At 65.4% G+C, this 21288-nt stretch carries 17 protein-coding genes; 9 read left to right on the top strand and 8 right to left on the bottom strand.

Annotated features, from left to right (window positions below):
• The first annotated feature begins 92 nt into the window (after positions 1-92).
• On the top strand, positions 93-1406 hold the full coding sequence (locus FIV02_RS23375; RefSeq protein WP_047587171.1) for an FAD-binding oxidoreductase: 1314 nt from the start codon (positions 93-95) through the stop codon (positions 1404-1406).
• Between the two features lie 25 nt (positions 1407-1431).
• On the opposite strand, the gene FIV02_RS23370 is transcribed toward FIV02_RS23375, so the two are convergent.
• Positions 1432-1761, bottom strand: a complete 330-nt coding sequence (locus tag FIV02_RS23370; RefSeq protein ID WP_152489940.1) for a DUF2790 domain-containing protein — start codon at positions 1759-1761, stop codon at positions 1432-1434.
• 126 nt (positions 1762-1887) lie between these two features.
• The gene (locus tag FIV02_RS23365; RefSeq protein WP_152489939.1) at positions 1888-3201 is read right to left on the bottom strand and encodes an OprO/OprP family phosphate-selective porin; all 1314 of its coding nucleotides are present in this window, start codon (positions 3199-3201) and stop codon (positions 1888-1890) included.
• Positions 3202-3576: 375 nt separating this feature from the next.
• Here FIV02_RS23365 and FIV02_RS23360 point away from each other — a divergent pair, with 375 nt between their 5' ends.
• The 3 genes from FIV02_RS23360 (at position 3577) to FIV02_RS23350 (ending at position 6357) form a co-directional block, all read left to right on the top strand.
• Entirely contained in the window at positions 3577-4479 is a 903-nt protein-coding gene (locus tag FIV02_RS23360; RefSeq protein WP_152489938.1) for a LysR family transcriptional regulator, read from the top strand.
• Between the two features lie 252 nt (positions 4480-4731).
• Positions 4732-6012, top strand: coding sequence for an OprD family porin (locus FIV02_RS23355; protein WP_256663139.1), 1281 nt, complete (start codon positions 4732-4734; stop codon positions 6010-6012).
• Between the two features lie 141 nt (positions 6013-6153).
• Complete coding sequence (locus FIV02_RS23350) at positions 6154-6357, top strand: hypothetical protein (RefSeq protein WP_172979191.1); 204 nt, start codon at positions 6154-6156, stop codon at positions 6355-6357.
• Positions 6358-6596: 239 nt separating this feature from the next.
• Here FIV02_RS23350 and FIV02_RS23345 read toward each other — a convergent pair whose 3' ends face one another.
• Both FIV02_RS23345 and FIV02_RS23340 read right to left on the bottom strand, forming a co-directional pair.
• Complete coding sequence (locus FIV02_RS23345) at positions 6597-7988, bottom strand: heavy metal sensor histidine kinase (protein ID WP_152489935.1); 1392 nt, start codon at positions 7986-7988, stop codon at positions 6597-6599.
• Positions 7985-8659, bottom strand: coding sequence for a heavy metal response regulator transcription factor (locus FIV02_RS23340; protein ID WP_037051233.1), 675 nt, complete (start codon positions 8657-8659; stop codon positions 7985-7987). Before FIV02_RS23340 ends, FIV02_RS23345 begins: the two co-directional genes overlap by 4 nt.
• A gap of 456 nt (positions 8660-9115) precedes the next feature.
• On the opposite strand from FIV02_RS23340, the gene FIV02_RS23335 reads away from it, so the two are divergent.
• The 3 genes from FIV02_RS23335 to FIV02_RS23325 are packed head-to-tail and all read left to right on the top strand — an operon-like array spanning position 9116 to position 14818.
• A complete protein-coding gene (locus FIV02_RS23335; RefSeq protein ID WP_256663029.1) occupies positions 9116-10312 on the top strand; it encodes a TolC family protein in 1197 nt (398 codons plus the stop codon).
• A 56-nt stretch (positions 10313-10368) separates the two neighbouring features.
• Positions 10369-11643 carry an efflux RND transporter periplasmic adaptor subunit gene (locus FIV02_RS23330; RefSeq protein WP_152489932.1) on the top strand — a complete coding sequence of 425 codons (1275 nt, stop codon included), beginning with the start codon at positions 10369-10371 and terminating at the stop codon, positions 11641-11643.
• 22 nt (positions 11644-11665) lie between these two features.
• Positions 11666-14818, top strand: a complete 3153-nt coding sequence (locus tag FIV02_RS23325) for a CusA/CzcA family heavy metal efflux RND transporter (protein WP_152489931.1) — start codon at positions 11666-11668, stop codon at positions 14816-14818.
• A 34-nt stretch (positions 14819-14852) separates the two neighbouring features.
• On the opposite strand, the gene FIV02_RS23320 is transcribed toward FIV02_RS23325, so the two are convergent.
• Positions 14853-15635: a helix-turn-helix transcriptional regulator gene (locus FIV02_RS23320; RefSeq protein ID WP_152489930.1), complete on the bottom strand. Its 783-nt coding sequence runs from the start codon at positions 15633-15635 to the stop codon at positions 14853-14855.
• A gap of 140 nt (positions 15636-15775) precedes the next feature.
• Between FIV02_RS23320 and FIV02_RS23315 the strand changes: the two genes are divergently transcribed.
• Positions 15776-16591, top strand: coding sequence for a carbon-nitrogen hydrolase family protein (locus tag FIV02_RS23315; RefSeq protein ID WP_152489929.1), 816 nt, complete (start codon positions 15776-15778; stop codon positions 16589-16591).
• 108 nt (positions 16592-16699) lie between these two features.
• Entirely contained in the window at positions 16700-18025 is a 1326-nt protein-coding gene (locus FIV02_RS23310) for an APC family permease (RefSeq protein WP_037051242.1), read from the top strand.
• Here the strand turns inward: FIV02_RS23310 and FIV02_RS24865 are convergent.
• From FIV02_RS24865 to FIV02_RS23295, 3 genes are all read right to left on the bottom strand, one after another.
• Positions 17970-19967 carry an alkaline phosphatase family protein gene (locus FIV02_RS24865; RefSeq protein WP_172979190.1) on the bottom strand — a complete coding sequence of 666 codons (1998 nt, stop codon included), beginning with the start codon at positions 19965-19967 and terminating at the stop codon, positions 17970-17972. The two genes, FIV02_RS23310 and FIV02_RS24865, sit on opposite strands and share 56 nt — an antisense overlap.
• A gap of 125 nt (positions 19968-20092) precedes the next feature.
• Positions 20093-20434, bottom strand: coding sequence for a VOC family protein (locus FIV02_RS23300; protein WP_152489928.1), 342 nt, complete (start codon positions 20432-20434; stop codon positions 20093-20095).
• Between the two features lie 69 nt (positions 20435-20503).
• A complete protein-coding gene (locus FIV02_RS23295; RefSeq protein ID WP_152489927.1) occupies positions 20504-21190 on the bottom strand; it encodes a Crp/Fnr family transcriptional regulator in 687 nt (228 codons plus the stop codon).
• Positions 21191-21288 lie beyond the last annotated feature (98 nt).

Genomic DNA, 21288 nt, shown 5'->3' with positions numbered 1-21288 from the left:
AAGTGTGCATCCCATGTAGGCGCGGCCGGGCGGCATTCCGCTTCAGCCGCGATCACAGATTCACCGGTGCCAACGCACCCCAAGGATATGCAATGAACGCGATCAACCAACCCGTCAAACCCGCCGCCGAGCGTGCGCCTTCCTACTACTCGGCGTCGCTCAACTTCGAGTCAGACTACCCGACGCTGCAGGGCAGCGTGAGCGTGGACGTGGCCATCATCGGCGGTGGCTTCACCGGCATCGCCACGGCCGTGGAGCTGGCCGAGCGCGGCCTCAAGGTCGCCGTGGTGGAAACCAACAAGGTCGGCTGGGGGGCCAGCGGACGCAATGGTGGCCAGGTCACCGGCAGCCTGTCCGGCGACGAAGCCATGCGCAAGCAGATGCGCAACAGCCTCGGCAGCGACGTCGACGACTTCATCTGGCACCTGCGCTGGCGCGGCCACGAGATCATCAAGAGCCGTGTGGCCAGGTACGGCATCGCCTGCGACCTCAAGCACGGCCATCTGCATGCGGCGATGAAGCCCAGCCACATGGACGAGCTCAGGGCCTCCTACGACGAGGCACTGCGGCGCGGCATGGCCGGCGAGGTGAGCCTGCTCGACGGCGCCGAGGTGCGTGCCCAGCTGGGCAGCGACCTGTACTGCGGGGCGATCAAGAACACCCGCAACATGCACCTGCACCCGCTCAACCTGTGCCTCGGCGAAGCGCAGGCGGCGGCGAGCCTGGGCGCGCTGATCTTCGAGCATTCCGAAGTGCTGGATATCGTCCATGGCCCGCGTCCGGCGGTGGTCACCACGGGCGGGCGCATCGAAGCCAAGCAGGTGCTGCTGGCTGGCGACGTCTACCACAAGCTGGAGCGGCGCAAGCTCAAGGGCATGATCTTCCCGGCCATGGGTGGCATCGTCACCACCGCGCCGCTGGGCGAGCTGGCGAAAGAGATCAACCCGCAGGACCTGGCGGTCTACGACTGCCGCTTCGTGCTCGACTACTACCGCCTGACCGGCGACGGCCGCCTGCTGTTCGGCGGTGGTGCCAACTATTCCGGGCGTGATTCACGGGACATCGCCGGGGAGCTGCGCCCGTGCATCGAGCGCACCTTCCCGCAACTCAAGGGCGTGCAGATCGACTTCCAGTGGAGCTGCGCCATGGGCATCGTGATGAACCGCATCCCGCAGCTGGGCAAGCTGTCGTCCAATGTCTGGTACTGCCAGGGCTACTCCGGTCACGGCGTGGCGACCACCCACATCATGGGCGAGATCATGGCCAAGGCGATTACCGGCGACCTGGAGCAGTACGACACCTTCGCCGCCTGCAAGCACATCAAGGTGCCGCTGGGTGACCAGCTCGGCAACCCGATGCTGGCGGCCGGCATGTGGTACTACCAGATGCTGGAGAAGCTGCGCTGAGACGGGCAACTGTGTCGGTGGCGTTTCAGCGCTGGCTGCGGCATTCGCCCTGGCTGCGGTAGCGAATACTGCGCAGTTCTTCGTTGCTGTCTTCGAAGACCATGATCTGTGGGATGACTCCGCAGTATTCGATTCTCGGGCTCTGGTAAACGACCTTGGCGATGTCCAGTTTCATGCTGTAGCGGTAGTCCTGGATTTGCGGCATCGGCTTGCCCGTGCGCTCGGCGTATCGCTGGGCGACTTCGATGCTGTTCTGTTCGATCTGCCTGACCTTGTCCTTTGGAAAGGACTGCGCAAGGGCGTTGCTGGCGACCAGCAGAAGGGCGATAGGCAAGAGGTGGTTGAGGATTTTCATGGCTGGGCCTGTGGCTGATGGTGTTGAGCCGGACACTAGCGACCCGTCGCTTACCCAGGCATTGCGCCAGGATTACAATCGCGAAAGCCGACGCCGGCAGGGGCTTGGCACCTGCCGGCGGCACACTCAGAAGACGTACTGCAGGCGCATGACGACGCCATCGCCGGTGTCATCGCCAACCGTGTTGCTGGCGTTGTCGGTACTCGCCGTGACGTAGTTGGCGCTGATCTTCACGGCCTCGTTGGCATACCAGTTGACGCCAAGCGTATGGGTCCTGGCGCGAGCGTCACCGACCTGGCGTGTGGTCGTGCTGCTGGTGATGTTGTCATCTTCCACCCTGATCGAGTCGAAACGGTAGAACAGCTCCCAGGCCCCCAGTGCCTTGTCGTCCGCCTTGATGGTGTCGAACCTGGCGCCATCGAGTCGGTAGAGACGCGGCTCGCCGGTGAGGGTGTAGGCGACCTGGACGTAGTAGCCGTCCGCTTCGACGTCGTTGCTCGCCTGGTCGGCCTTGAGGGTGCGGCGCAGATACTCGCCCTGGACCGAGAAGGCATCCAGTGCCCAGGCACCCTCCACGCCCCATACCGCATCGTCGTCCCAGAGATCGGCGCTGGCAGCAGCGCCACCGAAGACCACGCGGTTGCCGTTGTCGCCGGCGCTGCTGCCGCCGTTGGTGCTGACACCGCGCATCCCCACGCGTGGACGAATGCGTGTGTCCACGGCGCTGCCGCCGAGGTCGCGATAGGCGTACTGCAGGCCGACATGCAGGACATTGCCGGGTTGGTTGAGGGGCGCGAACACCGCGCGGGCGTTGTAGCGTTTGACGCTGTCACCATCGCTGTCGTTGTTGTTCTCGCTGAAGACGCTGCCGGAAAGGTATGCGGAGCCGGCGATGACGCGGGTCGCCTGTAGCCCCAGGCCGGAGTTGTCGTTTATCCAGTCGGCCAGCTCGTAGGACAGGTTGCGTTCCAGCGCGGTCGTCCATTTCGAGCTGGTGGCCTTCTCCAGGCCGAAGTCGGTGTAGAAGCGACCGGCCTTGATGTTCAGCGGGCTGAAGCCGGTATAGGTGACGCTGGCCTCGTCGAAGTAACCGGCACTGTCGTTGCCGGTGTTGCGCGACAGGTCATAGTTGATCTGGTACTTCCAGTCCCTGTAGGCGGTGCCGCCCAGTTCCAGGTAGGCGCGTCGGAAATAGCCCGCATCGGCCGAGTTGCCATTGCGCGTGTAGTAACCGTCGAACATCGAGTAGTCGGCCTGCAAGCGGCCGCCCAGCTTGAAGCTGAAGGCTTTGTCGGTGGTGGCCACCTCCAGCCCGCCTTTGGTCCTGATGACGATATCGGCGCCGTCGGTGGTGACCGTCCCGGCGTGTGCCGGGATGGCAGGAAGACTCAGCAGGATGCCGAGTGCGAGGAGGGAAAATGGTGTGGGTTTGATCAACATGCATGGCTCCTTGTCGCCGAATGTCAGGGGTTGGCGACGGGATGCTTTGCGGGGCGGATGACGCTTGGCGGGCAATTCGGTGACGATTCGATGACGCTCGCTCGTTGCGGGCGCGCACCCCGGAAACGCTGGGCGCTGGCGCTTTTACGGGCATGCCGGGGGGTGATTTCACTTCGATGGCGATCAGGTGAAAGCGGCCGTGTGGCACCCAGTCGCTGGCGCCGTGAGCGACGCTGCAGAACCCGGATTACAGATAAGTAATCTTGCGGCAAGCCTGGCGAAAGGCGGTGCTCGGTAGGCTGCCGGCCATGTCATCACGTCTTGCCAGTGCGCACATGCAGAATCGAGTCCGGAGCCACATGCCTGGCGGTCGCCATGGCTGAGATCGAGCGACTCGTGGCCAGGAGCTTTCTGGCAACCGCGCGCTGCGCCAGTTTCAAACAGGCGGCACGCAGCCTGAACATGCACCCCACGGTGCTGCGCAAGCAGTTGCGGCGGCTCGAAACCAGTCTGGGGGAAGCGCTCTTCGTCTATCAGGATCGCGCACTCGCACTGACGTCACGCGGCCTGTCGTTGCAGGCGGAGCTGGCATCCCGGCATCGAGACCTGCGCCCCGAAGTCGGTTTCGCCGAACGGCCCGAGCTGCGTCTGTCGCTGCCGGAATGGGTGCTCGACGATGTGCTGGGTCGGCATCTGGTGGCCTTTCTGCGCAGGCATGCCGGCGTGCGCCTGGAGCTGCTCCGCCAGGACCAGGGGCCGCTGCTGCAGAGCGAGGTCATGATCTGGCTGGCCGATCCCGACCAGGCCCGGCCTGATCCCGGTTTTGCCATGACGCGGCCCCAGCGTCTGGCCAGCGTCGAGTTCCAGGCCTGCATCGGCAAACGCTACGCCCGTGAGCGACGGCTACCCGCGCGCCTGTGTGATCTGCACGACTACATGCTGGTGCAGCGCCCGGACACGTCGGCATCGGCGGTGTTCGCGCCGTGGAATGCCCTGGTGGACGCGCGTGGCAGTGCGGTGACACGTGCGCACTCCCAGCAATGGACGATGGAACTGATTCGGCACGCCGCCTGTATTGGCCTGATGCCGCACTACACCTCGCACATCGACGCGAACCTGCAACTGCTGCCCGGCCTCTTTGCCCGACCGATGAGGCAGTCGATCTGGCTGGCCTGCGCACCGCTCTCGGCGCAGCGCGAGGATGTCATGAGCCTGCAGGCGCTGATCCACAACGCCTTTGCGGAGCGCCGCGACTGGTTTGCTGCAGACGATGAGTGATGCCGCACGACGACTTTCCGTGCCGGCGTGCGAGCGGACCGTGCAGGGGGCGTCGAGTTCTTCGATTACGAAATTGTAATGCGGCGCTCATCTCCGAGTTATCCGCAGGTTGCAAGGATGTGAGGGCCATAACCACAAGAAGAGTCGGCCTATGACAACCCCAAAACTGCCGGTAAGCATCAGGAGCCATGTATGAACAAAAGCCCTTTAACCCTGGCGATCATCTCCGCACTGGCATTCGGTCCAAGCACGATGACGCAGGCGTCCGAGACACAGGCCAGCGACGGTTTCGTCGAGGGAAGCAGCCTGAAGATCCTCAACCGCAACTTCTACTTCAACCGCGACTTCCGCAAGGGCGAGGCCAGGGTGCTGCCCAACGGTGAGCGCAGCAGCTACACCGAGGCCTGGACGCACGGCATTCTCGCCAACTTCGAGTCTGGCTTCACCCAGGGTACCGTCGGCTTCGGTGTCGACCTCCACGCGGGGCTGGGCCTGAAACTGGATACCGGCGACGGCCGTTATGGTCCGGGTGGTAGCGTCGACATGCTGCCGGTCGACAGCGATGACCGGGCCGAGGATGCGTATTCCAAAGTGGGCGCGGCGGTCAAAGCCCGCTTTGCCGACACCGTGGTCAAGGCCGGTGATGTGTTTCCGACCACGCCTGTCGTGCATTACGGCGATTCGCGTTTGCTGCCGCAGAGCTTCAAGGGGGTCACCCTGGTCAACGAGAGCGTGGACGGGCTGACCCTGCAGGGCGGCCGCCTGCACGCCATGAGTCAGCCACAGGAAAGCACCTCGCGTGGTGAGTTCGCGACCTTCTACGCCGGGCAGGTGGACTCGCCCTGGGTCGGCTACTTCGGTGGCGACTATGCCGTCAGCGACAACCTGGGCTTCAGCCTCTACGGCAGCCGCCTGAAGGATGTCTGGGATCAGTATTACGCCGGGATGTGGTGGACCTATCCGCTCTCCGACGACCTGGCGCTGTTCGGCGGGCTGAACTATTACAACGCGACGGACGAAGGCAAGAAACGCCTGGGCGAACTGAGCAACAACATCTACAGCGGCAGCATCGGCGTGCGCTACGGCGCCCACCGCGTCGCCCTCTCTCACCAGCGCAACAATGGCGACGATGATTTCGACTATCTGCGCCAGTCCGACTCCATCTTCCTGGACAACTCCCTGCAGTACAGCGATTTCAACTCGCCGAAGGAGCGTTCCTGGATGCTGCGCTACGACCTGGACATGGCGGACTTCGGCATCCCCGGGCTGAGCTTCATGGCGCGCTACGCGCTGGGGCGTGACGCGGACTACTCCAACGCCAACAGCACGTACATGCGCAGGGATGACGCCGGCAACCCGCTGACCGACCAGAAGCGCTGGGAGCGCAATATCGAGGTCAAGTACGTGTTCCTCGACGGTTCGCTCAAGGACCTCTCGGTGCGTGTGCGGCAGATGAATACCCGTGCCACCGCGTATGAAAGCGACCTCGATGAGGTGCGTGTCATCGTCGAGTATCCGCTGCAGGTGCTGTAACACCGAACAGGAGCGGCGCTGCCGCTCCTAACTGTCAGGATTGTAATGCGGGCCTCATGCTCTCGTTAGGTGCGCCTACCTAACATGGGGCTGTCTTCGAAGCGTTCGTTTCCACGTTTGCTCAGTCAGGCCGAGGTTCCCATGAAAGTGTTCACCCAGTTCCTGTTCGTCGTTCTCCTGAGTGCAAGCAGCCTGCTCGCCTCGGCGGAGGATGGTTCGCAACGCTCGCTCGATGCGCTCAAGCAGTTCCGTGAAAACCAGCAGCGCATCCATGGCGATCGAGCCGCCGGGCAGCAGCCATCATCGTCTGTTCAGAGTGGCGACAACGACGCAGTGCGTGACTGAACGCACGTCGTTCCCCCTCTTCAGTCCCCATCTCTTGGTAGCTCCCGCTCCTTTGGTTGAGAGATGGTTTTTGGCGCCCCTTCGGGGCGCTTTTTTATGGCGCTCATCAGGCGGGCGTCTTCGCGCATCGAATCAGTCCGGTGGTGCCAGGTTCTTCCGGGGCTTGTGCGTACGCATGCAGCCTGTCCATGGGCCGCGCGCCTGCCGTCGGCGCAATGAGGCTGGTGGCGCGAGCTGCCTCAGGGGCGCGCCACGGTGGGGAAGTAGAGGGTGAAGATGGTGCTCTCGTGCACGATGCTGCTGACGTTAACCTGGCCCTGATGCAGGCTCATGATCGAACGCACGATGGCCAGGCCCAGGCCGGTGCCGCCGTCGGCACGCGAGCGTCCGCGGTCGACCCGGTAGAAGCGCTCGAACAGCCTGGGCAGGTGCTCGGGCGGGATGCCGGGACCCGGGTTGCTCACCACCAGCGTCACCTCCGAGGGCCCTGCGCTGATCCTCATGTTCACCGTCGCCCCTTCCGGGCTGTGGCGAATGGCATTGGACAGCAGGTTGGAGATGGCCCGTTGCACCATCAGGCGGTCACCCTCGATCGTTGCCTGGCCGGCGACGTCGAGCAGGATGCGCTTCTCTTCGGCCATGAGGGCGAAGAGTTCCGCGACCTTTCGGGCTTCTTCGTGCAGGGCGATCTCTTCGAAAGGAATCAGCGCGGCGGGATGGCTGACATGGGCCAGGAACAGCATGTCCGACACGATACGCGTGACCCGGCCGAGCTCCTCGGTGCAGTTCTCCAGTACCAGCTTGTACTGCTCGGGCGGCCGCTCTCGCGATAGCGTTACCTGCGCCTTGCCGATGAGGTTGGTGATGGGGGTGCGCAGCTCGTGAGCCAGGTCATCGGAGAACTGCGAGAGCTGCTGCACGCCGCTGTCCAGGCGATGGAGCATGAAGTTGATGCCACTGGCCAGTTCACGAAGCTCGCGGGGCAGATTCTCCAGCGGCAGGCGGTGGCTCAGGTCCTGAGTCGATATGCGTTCGGCGATCCTGCGGAACTGATGCAGCGAGCTGAGGCCGCGATGGGCTATCCATCCGGCGCCTGCGGCGATCAGTAGCAGCACGAAAGGCAGGGCGATCAGCGTGGATTCGATATAGGCGCGCAGCAGTGCCTGGTCGCTGGCGCGGTCGAGGGTGAGCACGGCTCGGATGCGTGTCCCATCCTTGCGTACCATCAGCTGCGAGGCCGTCATCCGCTCATCGCCCAGGGCGTCCTGCCAGCGCTCGAAACGCACGGCCTCGCTCGAACTCTTCGACAGGGGTGGCAGGTCCGCCAGGTTGCCCACGCGCAACAGGACACGCGGCTCAGGGCCATCGTCATACAGGATGAGCGAGAGATTGTCGTGGCCCTTGATCAGGTCCCTGATGTTGTGGATCTGGTCGCCCACTTCGGGACGCAAGGCGACTTCGCGGGTGGCATGGCGAACCTGCTGCAGCTTGTCCTCGAGGTTCTGTGTCGCGATGCCGTCGAGTTGTCGGCTCAGCGAGAAGTAGGCCAGGGCACTGAGCAGCGCAACCAGCAGCAAACCCAGCAGGGCGACGGAAAGGCTGAGCTGGCTCGACAGCCGGACGGGCCTCATGAACGGGCTTCCAGCACATAGCCGACACCGCGCAGGGTGTGGATGAGCTTGTTCTCGAAGGGGTCGTCGATCTTCGCACGCAGGCGCCGGATCGAGACTTCCACGACATTGGTGTCGCAATCGAAATTCATGTCCCAGACCAGAGAAATGATCTGGGTGCGCGAGAGCACCTCACCGCTGCGGCGCATCAGCAGGTGCAGCAGGGCGAACTCCTTGGTGGTCAGGTCGATGCGCTGTTCGCTGCGGTAGGCGCGATGACGGGCCGGGTCCAGTTCGAGGTCGTCGACCTTGAGGACGTCAGGGACGCTCGGTTGTTCGCCACGCCGCAGCAGCGAGCGGACCCTGGCCAGCAGTTCGGGAAACTCGAATGGCTTGACCAGATAGTCGTCGGCGCCGGAGTCGAAGCCTTTCAGCTTGTCAGCCAGCCGGCCGCGTGCGGTCAGCATCATCACCGGGGTGCGGCTGTTGCGGCGGATGCTGGCGAGTACTCCCCAGCCGTCGATTTCCGGCAGGTCGACATCGAGTATGACCAACTCGTAGGCAGACTGCGCTGCCATATGCAGGCCGTCGACACCATTGGTTGCAATATCGACGATATAACCACTTTCGCTCAGGCCCTGGTGGAGATAGTCGGCAGTTTTAAGCTCGTCCTCAACGATCAGGATTCGCATACGCGGGATAACCTTGGTGAAATTGATAAGGAGTTTTTCGAGTCGCGGTTGTTATCGAATACGGCAACGTCAGTGCGCGATGTCCAGACACGCAATGATGAACCTTGAAGTGGCTACAGAGTCAAGGAAGGCCATTTGTTTCAGGGCGTTACATGAACTTATAGGGTTTCTTCTAGTTGTGGATTGGTGAAGTTGATATATGTCTTGTTATAACTTGATAGATGACTTTGCGTGTGTGAGTTGCATGTTAATACAGGGCATTATTCTGTGGCTGAGTATTACGGATTTGTAATTTTGCAGTCACTCCGTCGATAGGTGGGGCTCCCTAAATTCTGCACCGAATGAAGTTTGCCGAGACGTGCACGCATGTCTGCGGATTTATATCGGTGTGGAGGAAAGAACTTGTCGAGGCGATATTCGAAAGTTGCTGAAGTATGGGGCCTGGCCGCTGCTTTCGTGTTCACCCTGGGCCAGGCCAATGCGTCGACAGCGATCACGCTGAGCCAGGCGTGGGAACGAGCCCTGCAAGGCAACCCGTCGCTGCTGGCCGGTGAACGCAATGCCGGCATTGCCGAGGGCGAGCGCAGGCAGGCCGGGGTGCTGCCCAACCCGGAGTTGTCCTGGGAGGTGGAGGACACGCGCAGTGCGACGCGAACCACCACGGTACAGATCAGCCAGCCGATCGAACTGGGGGGCAAGCGCGGTGCCCGTATCGAGCTGGCCGAGCGCGGTATCGACAGCGCCTCGATAGGCCAGGAGCAACTGCGCAACGAACTGCGTGCCGAGGTGGTGGCGGCATTTCAGGGGACGTTGCTGGCGACGATGCGCCAGACCCTGGCCGAACAGGCACAAGCGCTGAGTGAGCGTGGCGTCGCGGTGGTCGAGGCGCGAGTCAAGGCGGGCAAGGCGTCCCCGCTGGAGGTCGCACGGGCCCGCCTGCAGTTCGACGAGGTGCGCCTGGAAACCGCGCGTGCCCGCGATCAACGGCGCAATGCCATGAGCCAGCTACTGGCGGTCATCGGCCCGCAGGCCAGCGCGGATGAGCTGGAGCTGAGCGGCGATGCCGCCAGCCTGCCCGCGCTACCGGGTGTGACAGAGCTGTTGCGCCGTCTGGACAGTGCCGCGCCGATGCGTCTGGCGCAGATCGAGATCGAGCGCCAGGAGGCCGCCATCGCGGTGGAGAAGAGTCGGCGCATTGCCGATCTCACGGTCAGCCTCGGCAGCCAGTACAGCCGTGAGGATCGCGAGCGGGTGAATCTGCTCGGGCTGTCCATGCCGCTGCCGTTGTTCGACCGCAATCAGGGCAACGTGCTGGCCGCCTCGCGGCGGGCCGAGCAGGCGCGCGACCTGCGCAATGCGGCGCAGCTGCGCCTGCGCAGCGAGGTGCAGCAGGCTCACCAGCAATGGCGCACGGCGCAGGGGGCGATCCGCAGTTTCGAGGACGGCTTGCTGGGCGCCGCCGACCAGGCGCTGGAGAGCACCACGCGGGGGTTCCAGATGGGCAAGTTCGCCTTCATCGATGTGCTCGATGCCCAGCGCACCCTGATCGACGTTCGCTCGCGCTACCTGCTGGCGCTCGACGAAGCGCTGGCCGCCTGGGTCCGGCTCGAACGCATCTACGGCGATCTCTCCGCCAGCACGGATGGGTACTGAATCCTTGTCACCAAGGCCGGTGCGATGCCGGCGCTGATCACTGTTTGGGGTTGTTCATGCAGAAGAAACTCGGTGTTGCCATCACGGCCGCCATGGCCGTGGGTTTTGTGGGTGGGGCGCTGTTCTACAACGGTGGGCAGTTCGCTGCGGACATGGGCCATCGACTGGCGGAAAGCGGCAATGGCTACGCGACCGGGGTCAATCCGCTCGGCGCGGCGCAGGCCGCGAGTGCCGACGAAGAGCATGCCGAGGACGGCGATGGTCATGCACAAGGCGATGAGTCGGCAGAGGGGCATGCCGAGGAGGGTGGGCTGCAGCTCAGCGACGTGCAGATCGCCGCTGCCGGTATCGAGCTCGCCGAAGCGCAGGCACGCAGTATGAGCACCTATATCTCGCTTCCTGGCGAAGTGAATTTCGATGAGGAGCGCACGGCGCACGTGGTACCGCCCAGTGCCGGGGTGGTCGAGCGGGTGCTGGTCGGCCTGGGGCAGAAGGTGGCGGCTGGCGAGGCGCTGGCGGTGATCGTCAGCCAGCAGGTTTCCGAGTTGCGCAGCGAACTGGCGGCGGCCTCACGGCGCCTCGAGCTGGCGCGCACCACCTTCGAGCGTGAGCGCCAGCTGTGGCAGGACGGCATCTCCGCCGAACAGGATTACCTGCAGGCCAGGCAGGCGCTGCAGGAGGCGCAGATCGCCCTGGCCAACGCCCGGCAGAAGGGCAGGACCCTCGATCCCCAGGGCGATGCCGGTGACGGCAGTCGCTACGAGCTGCGTGCCCCCTTTGCCGGTGTGGTAGTGGAAAAGCACCTGGTGCCGGGCGAGGTCGTGGGCGAAAGCAGTGCGGCCTTCACCGTGGCCGACCTGAACCGCGTGTGGGTCACTTTCAGCGTGTCTCCGCGCGACCTGGAACGGGTCCGGGTTGGCCAGGACGTGCGCGTCATTGCCCCTGAACTGGGGCGCGAGACGACCGCCAAGGTTGCCTATGTCAGCCGCCTGCTGGGTGAGCAGACGCGCACGGCCACGGGCCGCATCACCCTGGACAACGCCGATGGCGTATGGCGCCCCGGCCTGTTCGTCTCCGTCGCACTGGCCACCGAACGCCATGCGGCCAAGGCGGTGATCCCGCTTTCGGCCGTGCAGGAGGTCGAGCAGCAGAGCAGTGTCTTCGTGCGCACCGACGAGGGTTTCGACGTTCGTGCAGTGACGCTGGGGAGCCGCAGCGACGGCTTCGTGGAGGTGCGCGAGGGCCTGAAGGCCGGGGAGCGGGTGGCGGCTGCCGGCAGCTTCATTCTCAAGTCCGAACTGGGCAAAGCCAGCGCCGAGCACGCGCACTGACCCTCACCGACGAGTATTCCTCATGTTTGAGCGCATCATTCAATTCGCCATCGAGCAGCGCTTTCTGGTGCTGCTGGCCGTGCTGGCGATGGCCGGGGTGGGTGTGGCCAGCTATCAGAAGCTGCCGATCGACGCCGTTCCCGACATCACCAACGTGCAGGTGCAGATCAGCACCGCTGCCGATGGTTTCTCGCCGCTGGAAACCGAGCAGCGCATCACCTTTCCCATCGAGACGGCCATGGCCGGCCTGCCGCACCTGAAGCAGACCCGCTCGCTGTCGCGCTCGGGGCTGTCGCAGGTGACGGTGATCTTCGAGGACGGCACCGACCTCTACTTCGCCCGGCAGCTGGTCAACGAGCGCCTGCAGGCTGCCAAGGAGCAGTTACCCGAGGGGGTGGAGGCCTCCATGGGGCCGATTTCCACGGGCCTGGGCGAGATCTTCCTGTGGACGGTGGAGGCCGAGGAGGGCGCCCTCAAGGAGGACGGCACGCCCTATACGCCGACCGATCTGCGGGTGATCCAGGACTGGATCATCAAGCCGCAACTGCGCACGGTGCCTGGCGTGGCCGAGATCAACAGCATCGGTGGCTTCGCCAAGGAGTTCCAGATCGCCCCCGATCCCAAGCGCCTGGCCGCCTACAAGCTGACGCTGGGCGAACTGCTGCTGGCGCTGGAACGCAACAATGCCAACGTCGGCGCCGGCTACATCGAGCGCAACGGCGAGCAACTGCTGGTGCGGGCCCCCGGCCAGCTGGGCACGCTGGAGGATATCGCCAACATCGTGGTGGCCAACGTCGATGGCACGCCGATTCGCGTCAGTCACGTGGCGCAGGTGATGCTCGGGCGTGAGCTGCGTTCCGGCGCCGCCACCGAGAACGGCCGCGAGGTGGTGCTGGGCACGGTGTTCATGCTGATCGGCGAGAACAGCCGCAGCGTATCCCAGGCCGTGGCCGCGCGGCTGGAGGAGATCAACCGCTCGCTGCCCGAAGGGGTGGTGGCGGTGACGGTGTATGACCGCACCAACCTGGTGGACAAGGCCATCGCCACGGTGAAGAAGAACCTGATCGAGGGCGCGATCCTGGTGATCGTCATCCTCTTCCTGTTCCTCGGTAACATCCGTGCCGCCCTGATCACGGCCATGGTGATTCCGCTGTCGATGCTGTTCACCTTCACCGGCATGTTCGGCAACAAGGTCAGTGCCAACCTGATGAGCCTCGGGGCACTGGACTTCGGCATCATCGTCGACGGTGCGGTGGTGATCGTCGAGAACGCCATTCGCCGCCTGGCCCACGCGCAGCACAAGCACGGTCGCGAGCTGACCCGCAGCGAGCGCCTGCACGAAGTGTTCGCTGCCTCCAGGGAGGCGCGCCGCGCGCTGATCTTCGGCCAGCTGATCATCATGGTGGTGTACCTGCCGATCTTCGCCCTGACCGGGGTCGAGGGAAAAATGTTCCACCCCATGGCCTTCACCGTGGTCACTGCGCTGTTCGGCGCCATGATTCTCTCGGTGACCTTCGTCCCGGCGGCGATCGCCCTGTTCGTCACCGGCAAGGTGAAGGAAGAGGAAAACGCGCTGATGCGCATCGCCCGGCGTGCCTACGAGCCGGTGCTGCAGTGGGTCATGCGCTATCGCCTGCAGGCCTTCGGCGCCGCCCTGGTGCTGGTGCTGTTCTCCGGTTTCCTGGCCTCGCGCATGGGCAGCGAGTTCGTCCCCAGCCTGAGCGAGGGTGACTTCGCCCTGCAGGCGCTGCGCGTGCCCGGCACCAGCCTGACCCAATCGGTGGAGATGCAGATGCGCCTGGAGCAGACCCTGCTGGCCCAGGTGCCGGAGGTGAAGCGCGTCTTCGCCCGCACCGGCACGGCCGAGATCGCCTCCGATCCGATGCCGCCGAACATTTCCGACAGCTACGTGATGCTCAAGCCGCGTGAGCAGTGGCCTGATCCGGACAAGTCGCGGGAAACCCTGATCGCCGAACTGCAGGCCGCCGCCGAGTTGGTGCCGGGCAGCAACTACGAGCTGTCGCAACCGATCCAGCTGCGTTTCAACGAGCTGATTTCCGGCGTGCGCAGCGACGTCGCGGTGAAGATCTTCGGTGACGACAGGGACGTGCTCAACCGCATGGCTGCCGACGTGGCACAGGCCCTGGGCAGCATCGCGGGTGCATCCGAGGTGAAGGCCGAGCAGACCAGCGGCCTGCCGGTGCTGACCGTGGCCATCGACCGCGACAAGGCCGCGCGCTATGGCCTGAACGTCGGTGACATTCAGGACACCGTCGCCGTTGCCGTGGGTGGCCGTCGGGCGGGCACGTTGTTCGAGGGCGATCGCCGCTTCGATCTGGTGGTGCGCCTGCCGGAAGACCTGCGCACCGACATCGACGGCCTGTCGCGTCTGCTGATCCCCGTGCCGGCTGCCGGGGCCGCCACCAGCGTCGGCTTCATCGCCCTGGCGGAGGTGGCCCGGCTGGAGCTGGCGCCCGGCCCCAACCAGGTCAGCCGCGAGAATGGCAAGCGCCTGGTGGTGGTCAGCGCCAACGTGCGTGGGCGCGATATCGGCTCCTTCGTGGAGGAAGCCGAAGCGAAGATTCGCCGCGACGTGAAGCTGCCCGCCGGCTACTGGACCAACTGGGGCGGGCAGTTCGAACAGTTGCAGTCCGCCGCCAGGCGCCTGCAGGTGGTGGTGCCGGTCGCGCTGCTGCTGGTCTTCATGCTGCTGTTCATGATGTTCAACAATCTGCGCGATGGCCTGCTGGTGTTCACCGGCATCCCCTTCGCCCTGACCGGGGGTGTCATGGCGTTGTGGTTGCGTGACATTCCCCTGTCGATCTCCGCCGGGGTGGGCTTCATCGCCCTGTCGGGGGTGGCGGTGCTCAACGGCCTGGTGATGATTTCCTTCATCCGCAACTTGCGTGAGGAGGGCATGGGCCTGCAGCGAGCCGTCACCGAAGGGGCCTTGCAGCGTCTGCGCCCGGTGCTGATGACGGCCCTGGTGGCGTCGCTGGGCTTCGTGCCGATGGCCCTGGCCACCGGTACCGGTGCCGAAGTGCAGCGACCGCTGGCGACCGTGGTGATTGGCGGCATCCTGTCGTCCACCGCGTTGACGCTGCTGGTGTTGCCGGCCTTGTATCGCTGGGCGTACCGGCGTGAAGAGCAGGCGGAACCGGAGGCCAGCCCGTGACCCCGCCGCCCATGCGCGGTCCGGGACTGGGGCGTCAGCCGCCCTGCGCCTGGAGGAACAGGGCGAACAGTTCCGACTGCGACTTGATCCCCAGCTTGCTGTAGACATGCTTGCGGTGCACCTTCACGGTCTCCGCCGAGATCGCCAGCTTGCGCGCCACTTCCTTGCTGGAGTGGCCGCTGAGCATCAGCCGCACGACTTCCAGCTCGCGGCCGGTCAGGGCGGTCTCCACGTGCCGCGCCATCTGCTCCAGGCGTTCCTGCCAGGGCGGGGGCGCGCTCGGTTCGCCGGGCTCCGGTTCGAAGGCCAGGCGCTGGCGCATCAGCGCCGTGACCCAGGGCTGCACCAGGCCGAGCAGGGCGATCTGCTCGGGACGGAAGACCTGGCGTGAGCCCAGTGACAGGCACAGGGTGCGTTCGCCCGGCAGGGCCAGGTTGATCTGCACTTCGTCGGCAACCACGTTGAGGCGGAAGTAGCGCTGGTAATAATCGGTCTGCTCGAAGCACTCCGGCGCCACCTCGCCCAGGCGCACCAGGCCGTCGCGGCGGCCTTCGCGGCTGGCGATGTAGAAGGGGTCGAGCAGGTAGAGGCCGCGCAGGTAGTCCTGGAACAGCAGGTCGGGCTCGCCATCATCGCCGCTGCACTCGGCCAGCACCTGCGGGCGGCCCTCGCTGAAGATCAGCGCCACCCAGCTGTCGTGCGCCACGTACTGGCCTAGGGTGCGCTGCAGGGCGCGCCAGAAGTGAGGGCCCGGCAGCGCGTCGATCAGCTCGGCGACGCTGCGATGGAAGGCGATGTCGTGCAAGGTCATGGTCATGCCTCTACCCCCGGGGGGTTACCCCGCATGCGTGATTTCGCCCGGGCACCCCTGTCTCCATACTCGAACCCTGGCGGATGGCTGCCGGCATTCTGGGTAGCCACCACGCGTCGTGCAACAACAAGAATCGGAGCCCTGTCATGCAAGTCGAACTCGTCCAGCTCGCTGGCCGTGATGGCGATACCGCCCACAACCTCGCTGCCGCGCTGCGCGCCATCGCCGGCTGCGCGGCCGGAACCCGCCTGCTGGTCTTTCCGGAAACCTACCTGACCGGCTTCCCCACGGCGGAGAACGTCGCCGCCCTGGCCGAGCCACTCGATGGCCCGAGCCTGCGGGCGGTCCGTCGCGCCGCCGCCGAGCGGGGGGTGGCCGTGGCCATCGGCATTGCCGAGAACGACAACGGCGTGTTCTACAACACCACGCTGCTGATCGATGGCGACGATACCGTCCTCACTTACCGCAAGACCCATCTGTGGGCCTCCGACCGGGGCGTGTTCACCCCGGGCGACCGCTACGCCACGGCGCTGCTCGACGGTGTGCGCGTCGGCCTGCTGGTGTGCTTCGACATCGAGTTTCCGGAAAGCGCCCGGGCCCTGGGTGAGCTGGGCGCCGAGTTGCTGATCGTCACCAACGGCAACATGGACCCCTACGGGCCGACCCATCGCACCGCGATCATGGCGCGGGCGATGGAGAACCAGACCTACGCGGTGATGGTCAACCGCGTCGGCGAGGGTGACGGCAACCTGGTGTTCGCCGGCGGCAGCGCGGTGGTCGAGCCCGGCGGCGGCCTGCTGCTGGAGGCGGGTCGCGAACCCTGCCGGCAGGTCATCGAACTGGACATGCAGCGCCTGGCCGAGGCCCGCCGCGACTATCGCTACCTGGACGAGCGACGCATGCCGCTGCCTGGCGAGCGTGTCGAGCATGACAGCGGCCTGCGTGAGCTGCTGATTCCCTGATTTCCCTTGAACGGGCGCCGCAGAAGCGCCCGTGCGGCCTCGCCGCGCCTTTCTTTCGCCGACTTCGGCTCTGCCATAACAATTTCAAAAAAACGGGAGTAGCAAGCAATGGCTCGTCTGCAACGATCCCTTTCACTGGGAGCGGTGGTGCTGTTCGGCATCGCCTACATGACACCGATCATCGTCCTCGGCACCTTTGGCATCCTCGCCGAGATCACCCGTGGTGCGGTGCCCTCGGCCTATGTCGCCGCCTCGCTGGCGATGGTCTTCACGGCACTCAGCTATGCCCGCATGGCCGGGTTGTTCCCGGTGGCCGGTTCGGCCTACAGCTACGTGCGCCGCAGTATCAACGATCACCTGGGGTTCATCGCCGGCTGGGCGGTGCTGCTCGATTACCTGTTCCTGCCCATGGCCATCTGGCTGATCGGTGCGGCCTACCTGCACTCGGCCTTCCCCGGCTTGCCACAGGCGCTGTGGGTGCTGACCTTCATTGTGCTGACCAGCCTGATCAACGTGGTCGGCCTGCGCCTGGCCAAGGGCATCAACGGCGTGCTGATGCTGGTGCAGTTCCTCGTCCTGCTGGCCTTCGTCGCGCTGTGCGTGCACTACGTGCTGGGTGATGCGAGCAAGCCGCTGTGGTCGCTGGAGCCGTTCCTGGGCGAGGGCATGAACCTGTCGCTGGTCATGGCTGGCGCGGCGGTCGCCTGTTACTCCTTCCTCGGCTTCGATGCGGTCAGCACCCTGACCGAGGAGACCCACGAACCGCAGCGCACCATCCCGCGGGCGATCCTGCTGATCACCCTGATCGGTGGCCTGATCTTCGTGGTCACCGCCTACTGCGTGCAGCTGGCGCATCCCTCGACGCTGTTCGAGAGCAGCGATGCGGCGGCCTACGAGATCGCCCGCAACATCGGTGGCGACCTGTTCGTGTCGGTGTTCCTGATCGGTCTGATCGTCGGCCAGTTCACCTCGGGCCTGTCGGCCCAGGCCAGCGCCTCGCGCCTGATGTTCGCCATGGGCCGTGACGGCGTGCTGCCGCGGGCCTTGCTGGGCACCCTGAGCCCGCGTTTCGGCACCCCGGTGGGCGCCATCCTGGTGTGCGCGGTCGTGGCCCTGCTGGCGCTGAAGCTGGACGTCACCACCTCGACCTCCTTCATCAACTTCGGCGCCTTTCTCGCCTTCAGCCTGGTCAACCTCTCGGTGATCGTCCACTTCGCCCGCCAGCCGCAGGCGCGGGGGCCGCTGCAGGTGCTGCGCTACCTGCTGTGCCCGTTGCTCGGTCTGCTGGCGACACTATGGCTGATGGTCAGCCTGGATCGCCTGGCGATCATGCTCGGCTGCAGCTGGCTGGTGCTCGGTGGCCTGTACCTGACCTGGCTCACCGGAGGCTTTCGCCGCCGTCCTCCGGAGCTGCAGTTCGACGCGCAGAGCTGAGCTGCGCCACCGTTGCCGGACCTTCGTCGCGCTCGGCGACGAAGGTCACCGGTTTCGAGCCGTCGGCATTGAGGTGCAGGATGCGTTCGGGACGGCCCTGCGCGTCGAAGAACACCTGGCCGAGGCCGGCGCCGTTCCACAGCCGCTCGCCCGAGCGGCTGCGGTCGGGGATCAGCGGGGTGACGCGCATGCGCCGGCGCTTGGTCAGCCAGTTGAGTGGCGACCAGGGGGCATAGAGCCAGCGGTTGAGGCGGTCGAACCAGTCCAGCAGCCTGTGCGGGAATTCGTTCTTGATGCCGCTGCTGGTGATCTGCCAGATGGTGGGACTGTTGCGGCGCAGGCGGATGTTCACCCGGTAGACGAAGGAATAGTGCACGTCGCCGGACAGGATGACGAAGTCCCCAGGCGTGCGCGAGTGGCGGAAGATGTTCATCATCACGCTGGCTGCGCCGCGATGGGCCATCCAGTTCTCGGCATCGACCAGCAGCGGATGGCCGGCGTAGGTGAACAGCTTCTGGATGCCCTCGATCAGCTTGACGCCGAACATCGGCGCGGCGGAGACGATGATGCAACTGGGGTGATCGAGCAGCGCCTGCTGGAAGTCGCACAGCGCTTCCCAGTCCATCAGCCCGGAGGGTTTCGACAGATGACCTTCGCTGCGCCAGCGTCGCGTGCGGGTGTCGAGCACCAGCAGCGCCGGGGTGGTCGGCAGCACGTAGTGCCAGTGCTGGAACTCCAGCAGTTGCCCGATCAGCGCGTCCTGCGCCTTGGCCTGCAGGTGGTCGTTCGCCTGGCGTTGCAGGAGCAGGTCGCGGCAGGCCCGCAGCGGCTCGGCGAACGCCTGCGGGTCGTTGCCCCAGCCCTGGCACAGCAGGTAGGCGAGCAGGGCGTTGCCAATGATGCGCCGGGAGAACGGATGGCCGTAGGCGGTCTGTTCCCAGCGCGCGGACAGGTTCCAGTCGTCGGTGACGTCATGGTCGTCGAAGATCATCAGCGTCGGCAGGTGGGCCAGCACGCGGGCGGCCTGGCCTAGCCCCTGGCGGAATGCCGCGATGCGCTGACGTTCGTCGGCGTAGCGCTGCTGGCGTTGCTCGTCCAGTGGCGGGGGCGTTTCCTCGATCAGCGTCCAGGGCACGGGCGACCAGACCAGCAGGTACATGGCGATCATCTCGGCGAAGGTCACCAGGTGGTTGTCGGCGCTGCTGCTGGTGAAGATCGGTTTCTTCACGCCGCCGAAGAACTTGTCGCGCAGGGTCTGGTTGCTGGTAATCTCGGGCAGCAGCTCGGCCCGCCGGTAGTAGCCTACCGGATCGGCGTAGAGCGCCTGGCTGTCTTCGACCACGGCGCCTTCGAGCTGCTCGTCGAACAGGCCGAGGCGGGCGATCAGCTGGTGGATGGCGCACAGCATCGGCCCGGCGACGTCATCCACGTACACCTGGTCGCCGCTCATCAGCAGCAGGGCCGGGCGCTGCGTGGCGTCGTGTGGCTCGGCCAGCAGGCGGTCGGCGCAGAGCAGGCCATCGTCGGCAGCATGGTGCGGCTTGCGGCAGGAGCCGTGGAGCAACTGGTCGAGCCGTGCACGCAGGACGAAATCGGCGTGCTCGGCGCCGTCGTGGAGCAGGTGCGCCGCCCAGTCGGCCATGCCGCGCGTCCCGTCAGCCGCGATGATCTGCAGGTCATAGGCGATGCGCACATCCTGGGGCAGGGCGCGCTCGAGGGGCACATCGAGCAGATGCAGGACCGCATGCCGGCCCAGCGGCAACTGCTGGCAATGCGCGTCGAGGGCCAGGGTGCGCGGCTCCTCACCGTCGGGGTGCAGCCAGAGTTGCAGGCTCAGCTCGCGACTGGCCACCAGCCACAGTACCAGGCGGCCGGGCTCCAGGCGGCGCAGCAGCGGGCCGGCCAGCACCGCGGGCAGTGGCGTGTGGAGGTTGTCGGGCATGAGGCTTCCTGCAGGATGAGAGACAGGGCTTGGACAGTGGCAGGGCGCCAGCGGTTCAGGAGGCCAGCTGGCGCAGGTGCTCGATCAGTAACGAAAGCCTGTTCAGCACTGGGGCACATAGCGGATCAGGCGCGATTGGTGATCTGGAATGCGTTGCCTTCTGCATCCTGGCCGTCGCAAAAGCACAGCGATTCGGCGTTGCCCTGCACCTTGCCCATCTGTATGCCAAGGTCCATCAGGCGCTCTCGTTCAGCGGCTACATCGGCGCTGTGGAAGCACAGCTTGATCGACGTGCCAGGTGAGCGTGTGCCCTTGTGGAACGCAATGCGTGAGGTCGGCGAGTCTGCGGGACCAATGTCCACGAACGACCCTTCGACCGAGAGGATCCGCATGCCGAATGCGCGGCAGTAGAACGCTGCAAGTACGTCGGGTTGTGGGCTGAAGATGATTACGCGGTGAAGGTACACGAGAGCAGCACCTCAGATTGGCTGGACACATGGCGACAGCGTAGCGCGTCTTGCCCGATGCATAGACGATCAGCTGTCCGCTGCGCGGCGCAGGTGCTCGAAGTCGAGAATCTCGATCTCGCCGTAGGTCAGGCGCACGACGCCCTGGGCCTCCAGCTCCTTGAGAATCTGGTTGGTGGTCTGGCGCGACAGCGAGAGCATCAGCGCCAGTTGTTCCTGGGCCAGGTGCAGCACCCGGCGCGGCTCGCTCTCGCCGTAGTTCTCGGCGATCAGTAGCAGGCGCCTGGCCAGGCGTGGCGCGGCCGGCAGCAGGCTCATGTCTTCCAGGGCGATGAAGGCCAGGCGCAGCTTGTGGCTCATCAGCAGGGCGAAATCGCGCCAGTGCTGCGGCTGGCGTTCGAGCAGGGCGAGCAGCTCGGCCTGGGGCAGCAACAGCAGGGTGCTGGCGCTTTCGGCGAAGGCATCGTGGGTGCGCGGCAGGCCGTCGAACAGGGAGATCTCGCCGAACCAGTACGGCGGCTCGACCAGGGTCAGCAGGGCTTCCTTGCCGTTCTCGCCGATGGCGCCGACGCGCACCGCGCCTTCGACCACCGCGTACAGGCCGCTGGGTCTGTCGCCACGGCGAAACAGCCGCTGGCCGGCATCCAGGCGCTGCACCCTGGCCATCTCCAGCAGGGTCTGGCTCAGCGCCGCAGGCAGCGCGGCGAACCAGTGGCCCTGGTTGAGCAGGCTGGCGTAGGTGCGAGGGTCGGGCATGTCGGCTCCTGTAGGGCGCTGTGGCCGTCGATGTCATTGTCGGCTAGGCGACAGAGCGATGCGCCGGCACGAGGTGATCATGGCGGGGCCTGTTCCCC

Origin of the sequence: Pseudomonas sp. THAF187a (assembly GCF_009363395.1) — a bacterium.
GTDB lineage: Bacteria > Pseudomonadota > Gammaproteobacteria > Pseudomonadales > Pseudomonadaceae > Aquipseudomonas > Aquipseudomonas khazarica.
This window is presented reverse-complemented; position numbering and strand designations above follow the sequence as displayed.

Coding starts and splice junctions, on each gene's coding strand:
- FIV02_RS23375 (WP_047587171.1), top strand. CDS start 93: ATGAACGCGATCAACCAACCCGTCAAACCCGCCGCCGAGCGTGCGCCT.
- FIV02_RS23370 (WP_152489940.1), bottom strand. CDS start 1,761: ATGAAAATCCTCAACCACCTCTTGCCTATCGCCCTTCTGCTGGTCGCC.
- FIV02_RS23365 (WP_152489939.1), bottom strand. CDS start 3,201: ATGTTGATCAAACCCACACCATTTTCCCTCCTCGCACTCGGCATCCTG.
- FIV02_RS23360 (WP_152489938.1), top strand. CDS start 3,577: ATGGCTGAGATCGAGCGACTCGTGGCCAGGAGCTTTCTGGCAACCGCG.
- FIV02_RS23355 (WP_256663139.1), top strand. CDS start 4,732: ATGACGCAGGCGTCCGAGACACAGGCCAGCGACGGTTTCGTCGAGGGA.
- FIV02_RS23350 (WP_172979191.1), top strand. CDS start 6,154: ATGAAAGTGTTCACCCAGTTCCTGTTCGTCGTTCTCCTGAGTGCAAGC.
- FIV02_RS23345 (WP_152489935.1), bottom strand. CDS start 7,988: ATGAGGCCCGTCCGGCTGTCGAGCCAGCTCAGCCTTTCCGTCGCCCTG.
- FIV02_RS23340 (WP_037051233.1), bottom strand. CDS start 8,659: ATGCGAATCCTGATCGTTGAGGACGAGCTTAAAACTGCCGACTATCTC.
- FIV02_RS23330 (WP_152489932.1), top strand. CDS start 10,369: ATGCAGAAGAAACTCGGTGTTGCCATCACGGCCGCCATGGCCGTGGGT.
- FIV02_RS23325 (WP_152489931.1), top strand. CDS start 11,666: ATGTTTGAGCGCATCATTCAATTCGCCATCGAGCAGCGCTTTCTGGTG.
- FIV02_RS23320 (WP_152489930.1), bottom strand. CDS start 15,635: ATGACCATGACCTTGCACGACATCGCCTTCCATCGCAGCGTCGCCGAG.
- FIV02_RS23315 (WP_152489929.1), top strand. CDS start 15,776: ATGCAAGTCGAACTCGTCCAGCTCGCTGGCCGTGATGGCGATACCGCC.
- FIV02_RS23310 (WP_037051242.1), top strand. CDS start 16,700: ATGGCTCGTCTGCAACGATCCCTTTCACTGGGAGCGGTGGTGCTGTTC.
- FIV02_RS24865 (WP_172979190.1), bottom strand. CDS start 19,967: ATGCCCGACAACCTCCACACGCCACTGCCCGCGGTGCTGGCCGGCCCG.
- FIV02_RS23295 (WP_152489927.1), bottom strand. CDS start 21,190: ATGCCCGACCCTCGCACCTACGCCAGCCTGCTCAACCAGGGCCACTGG.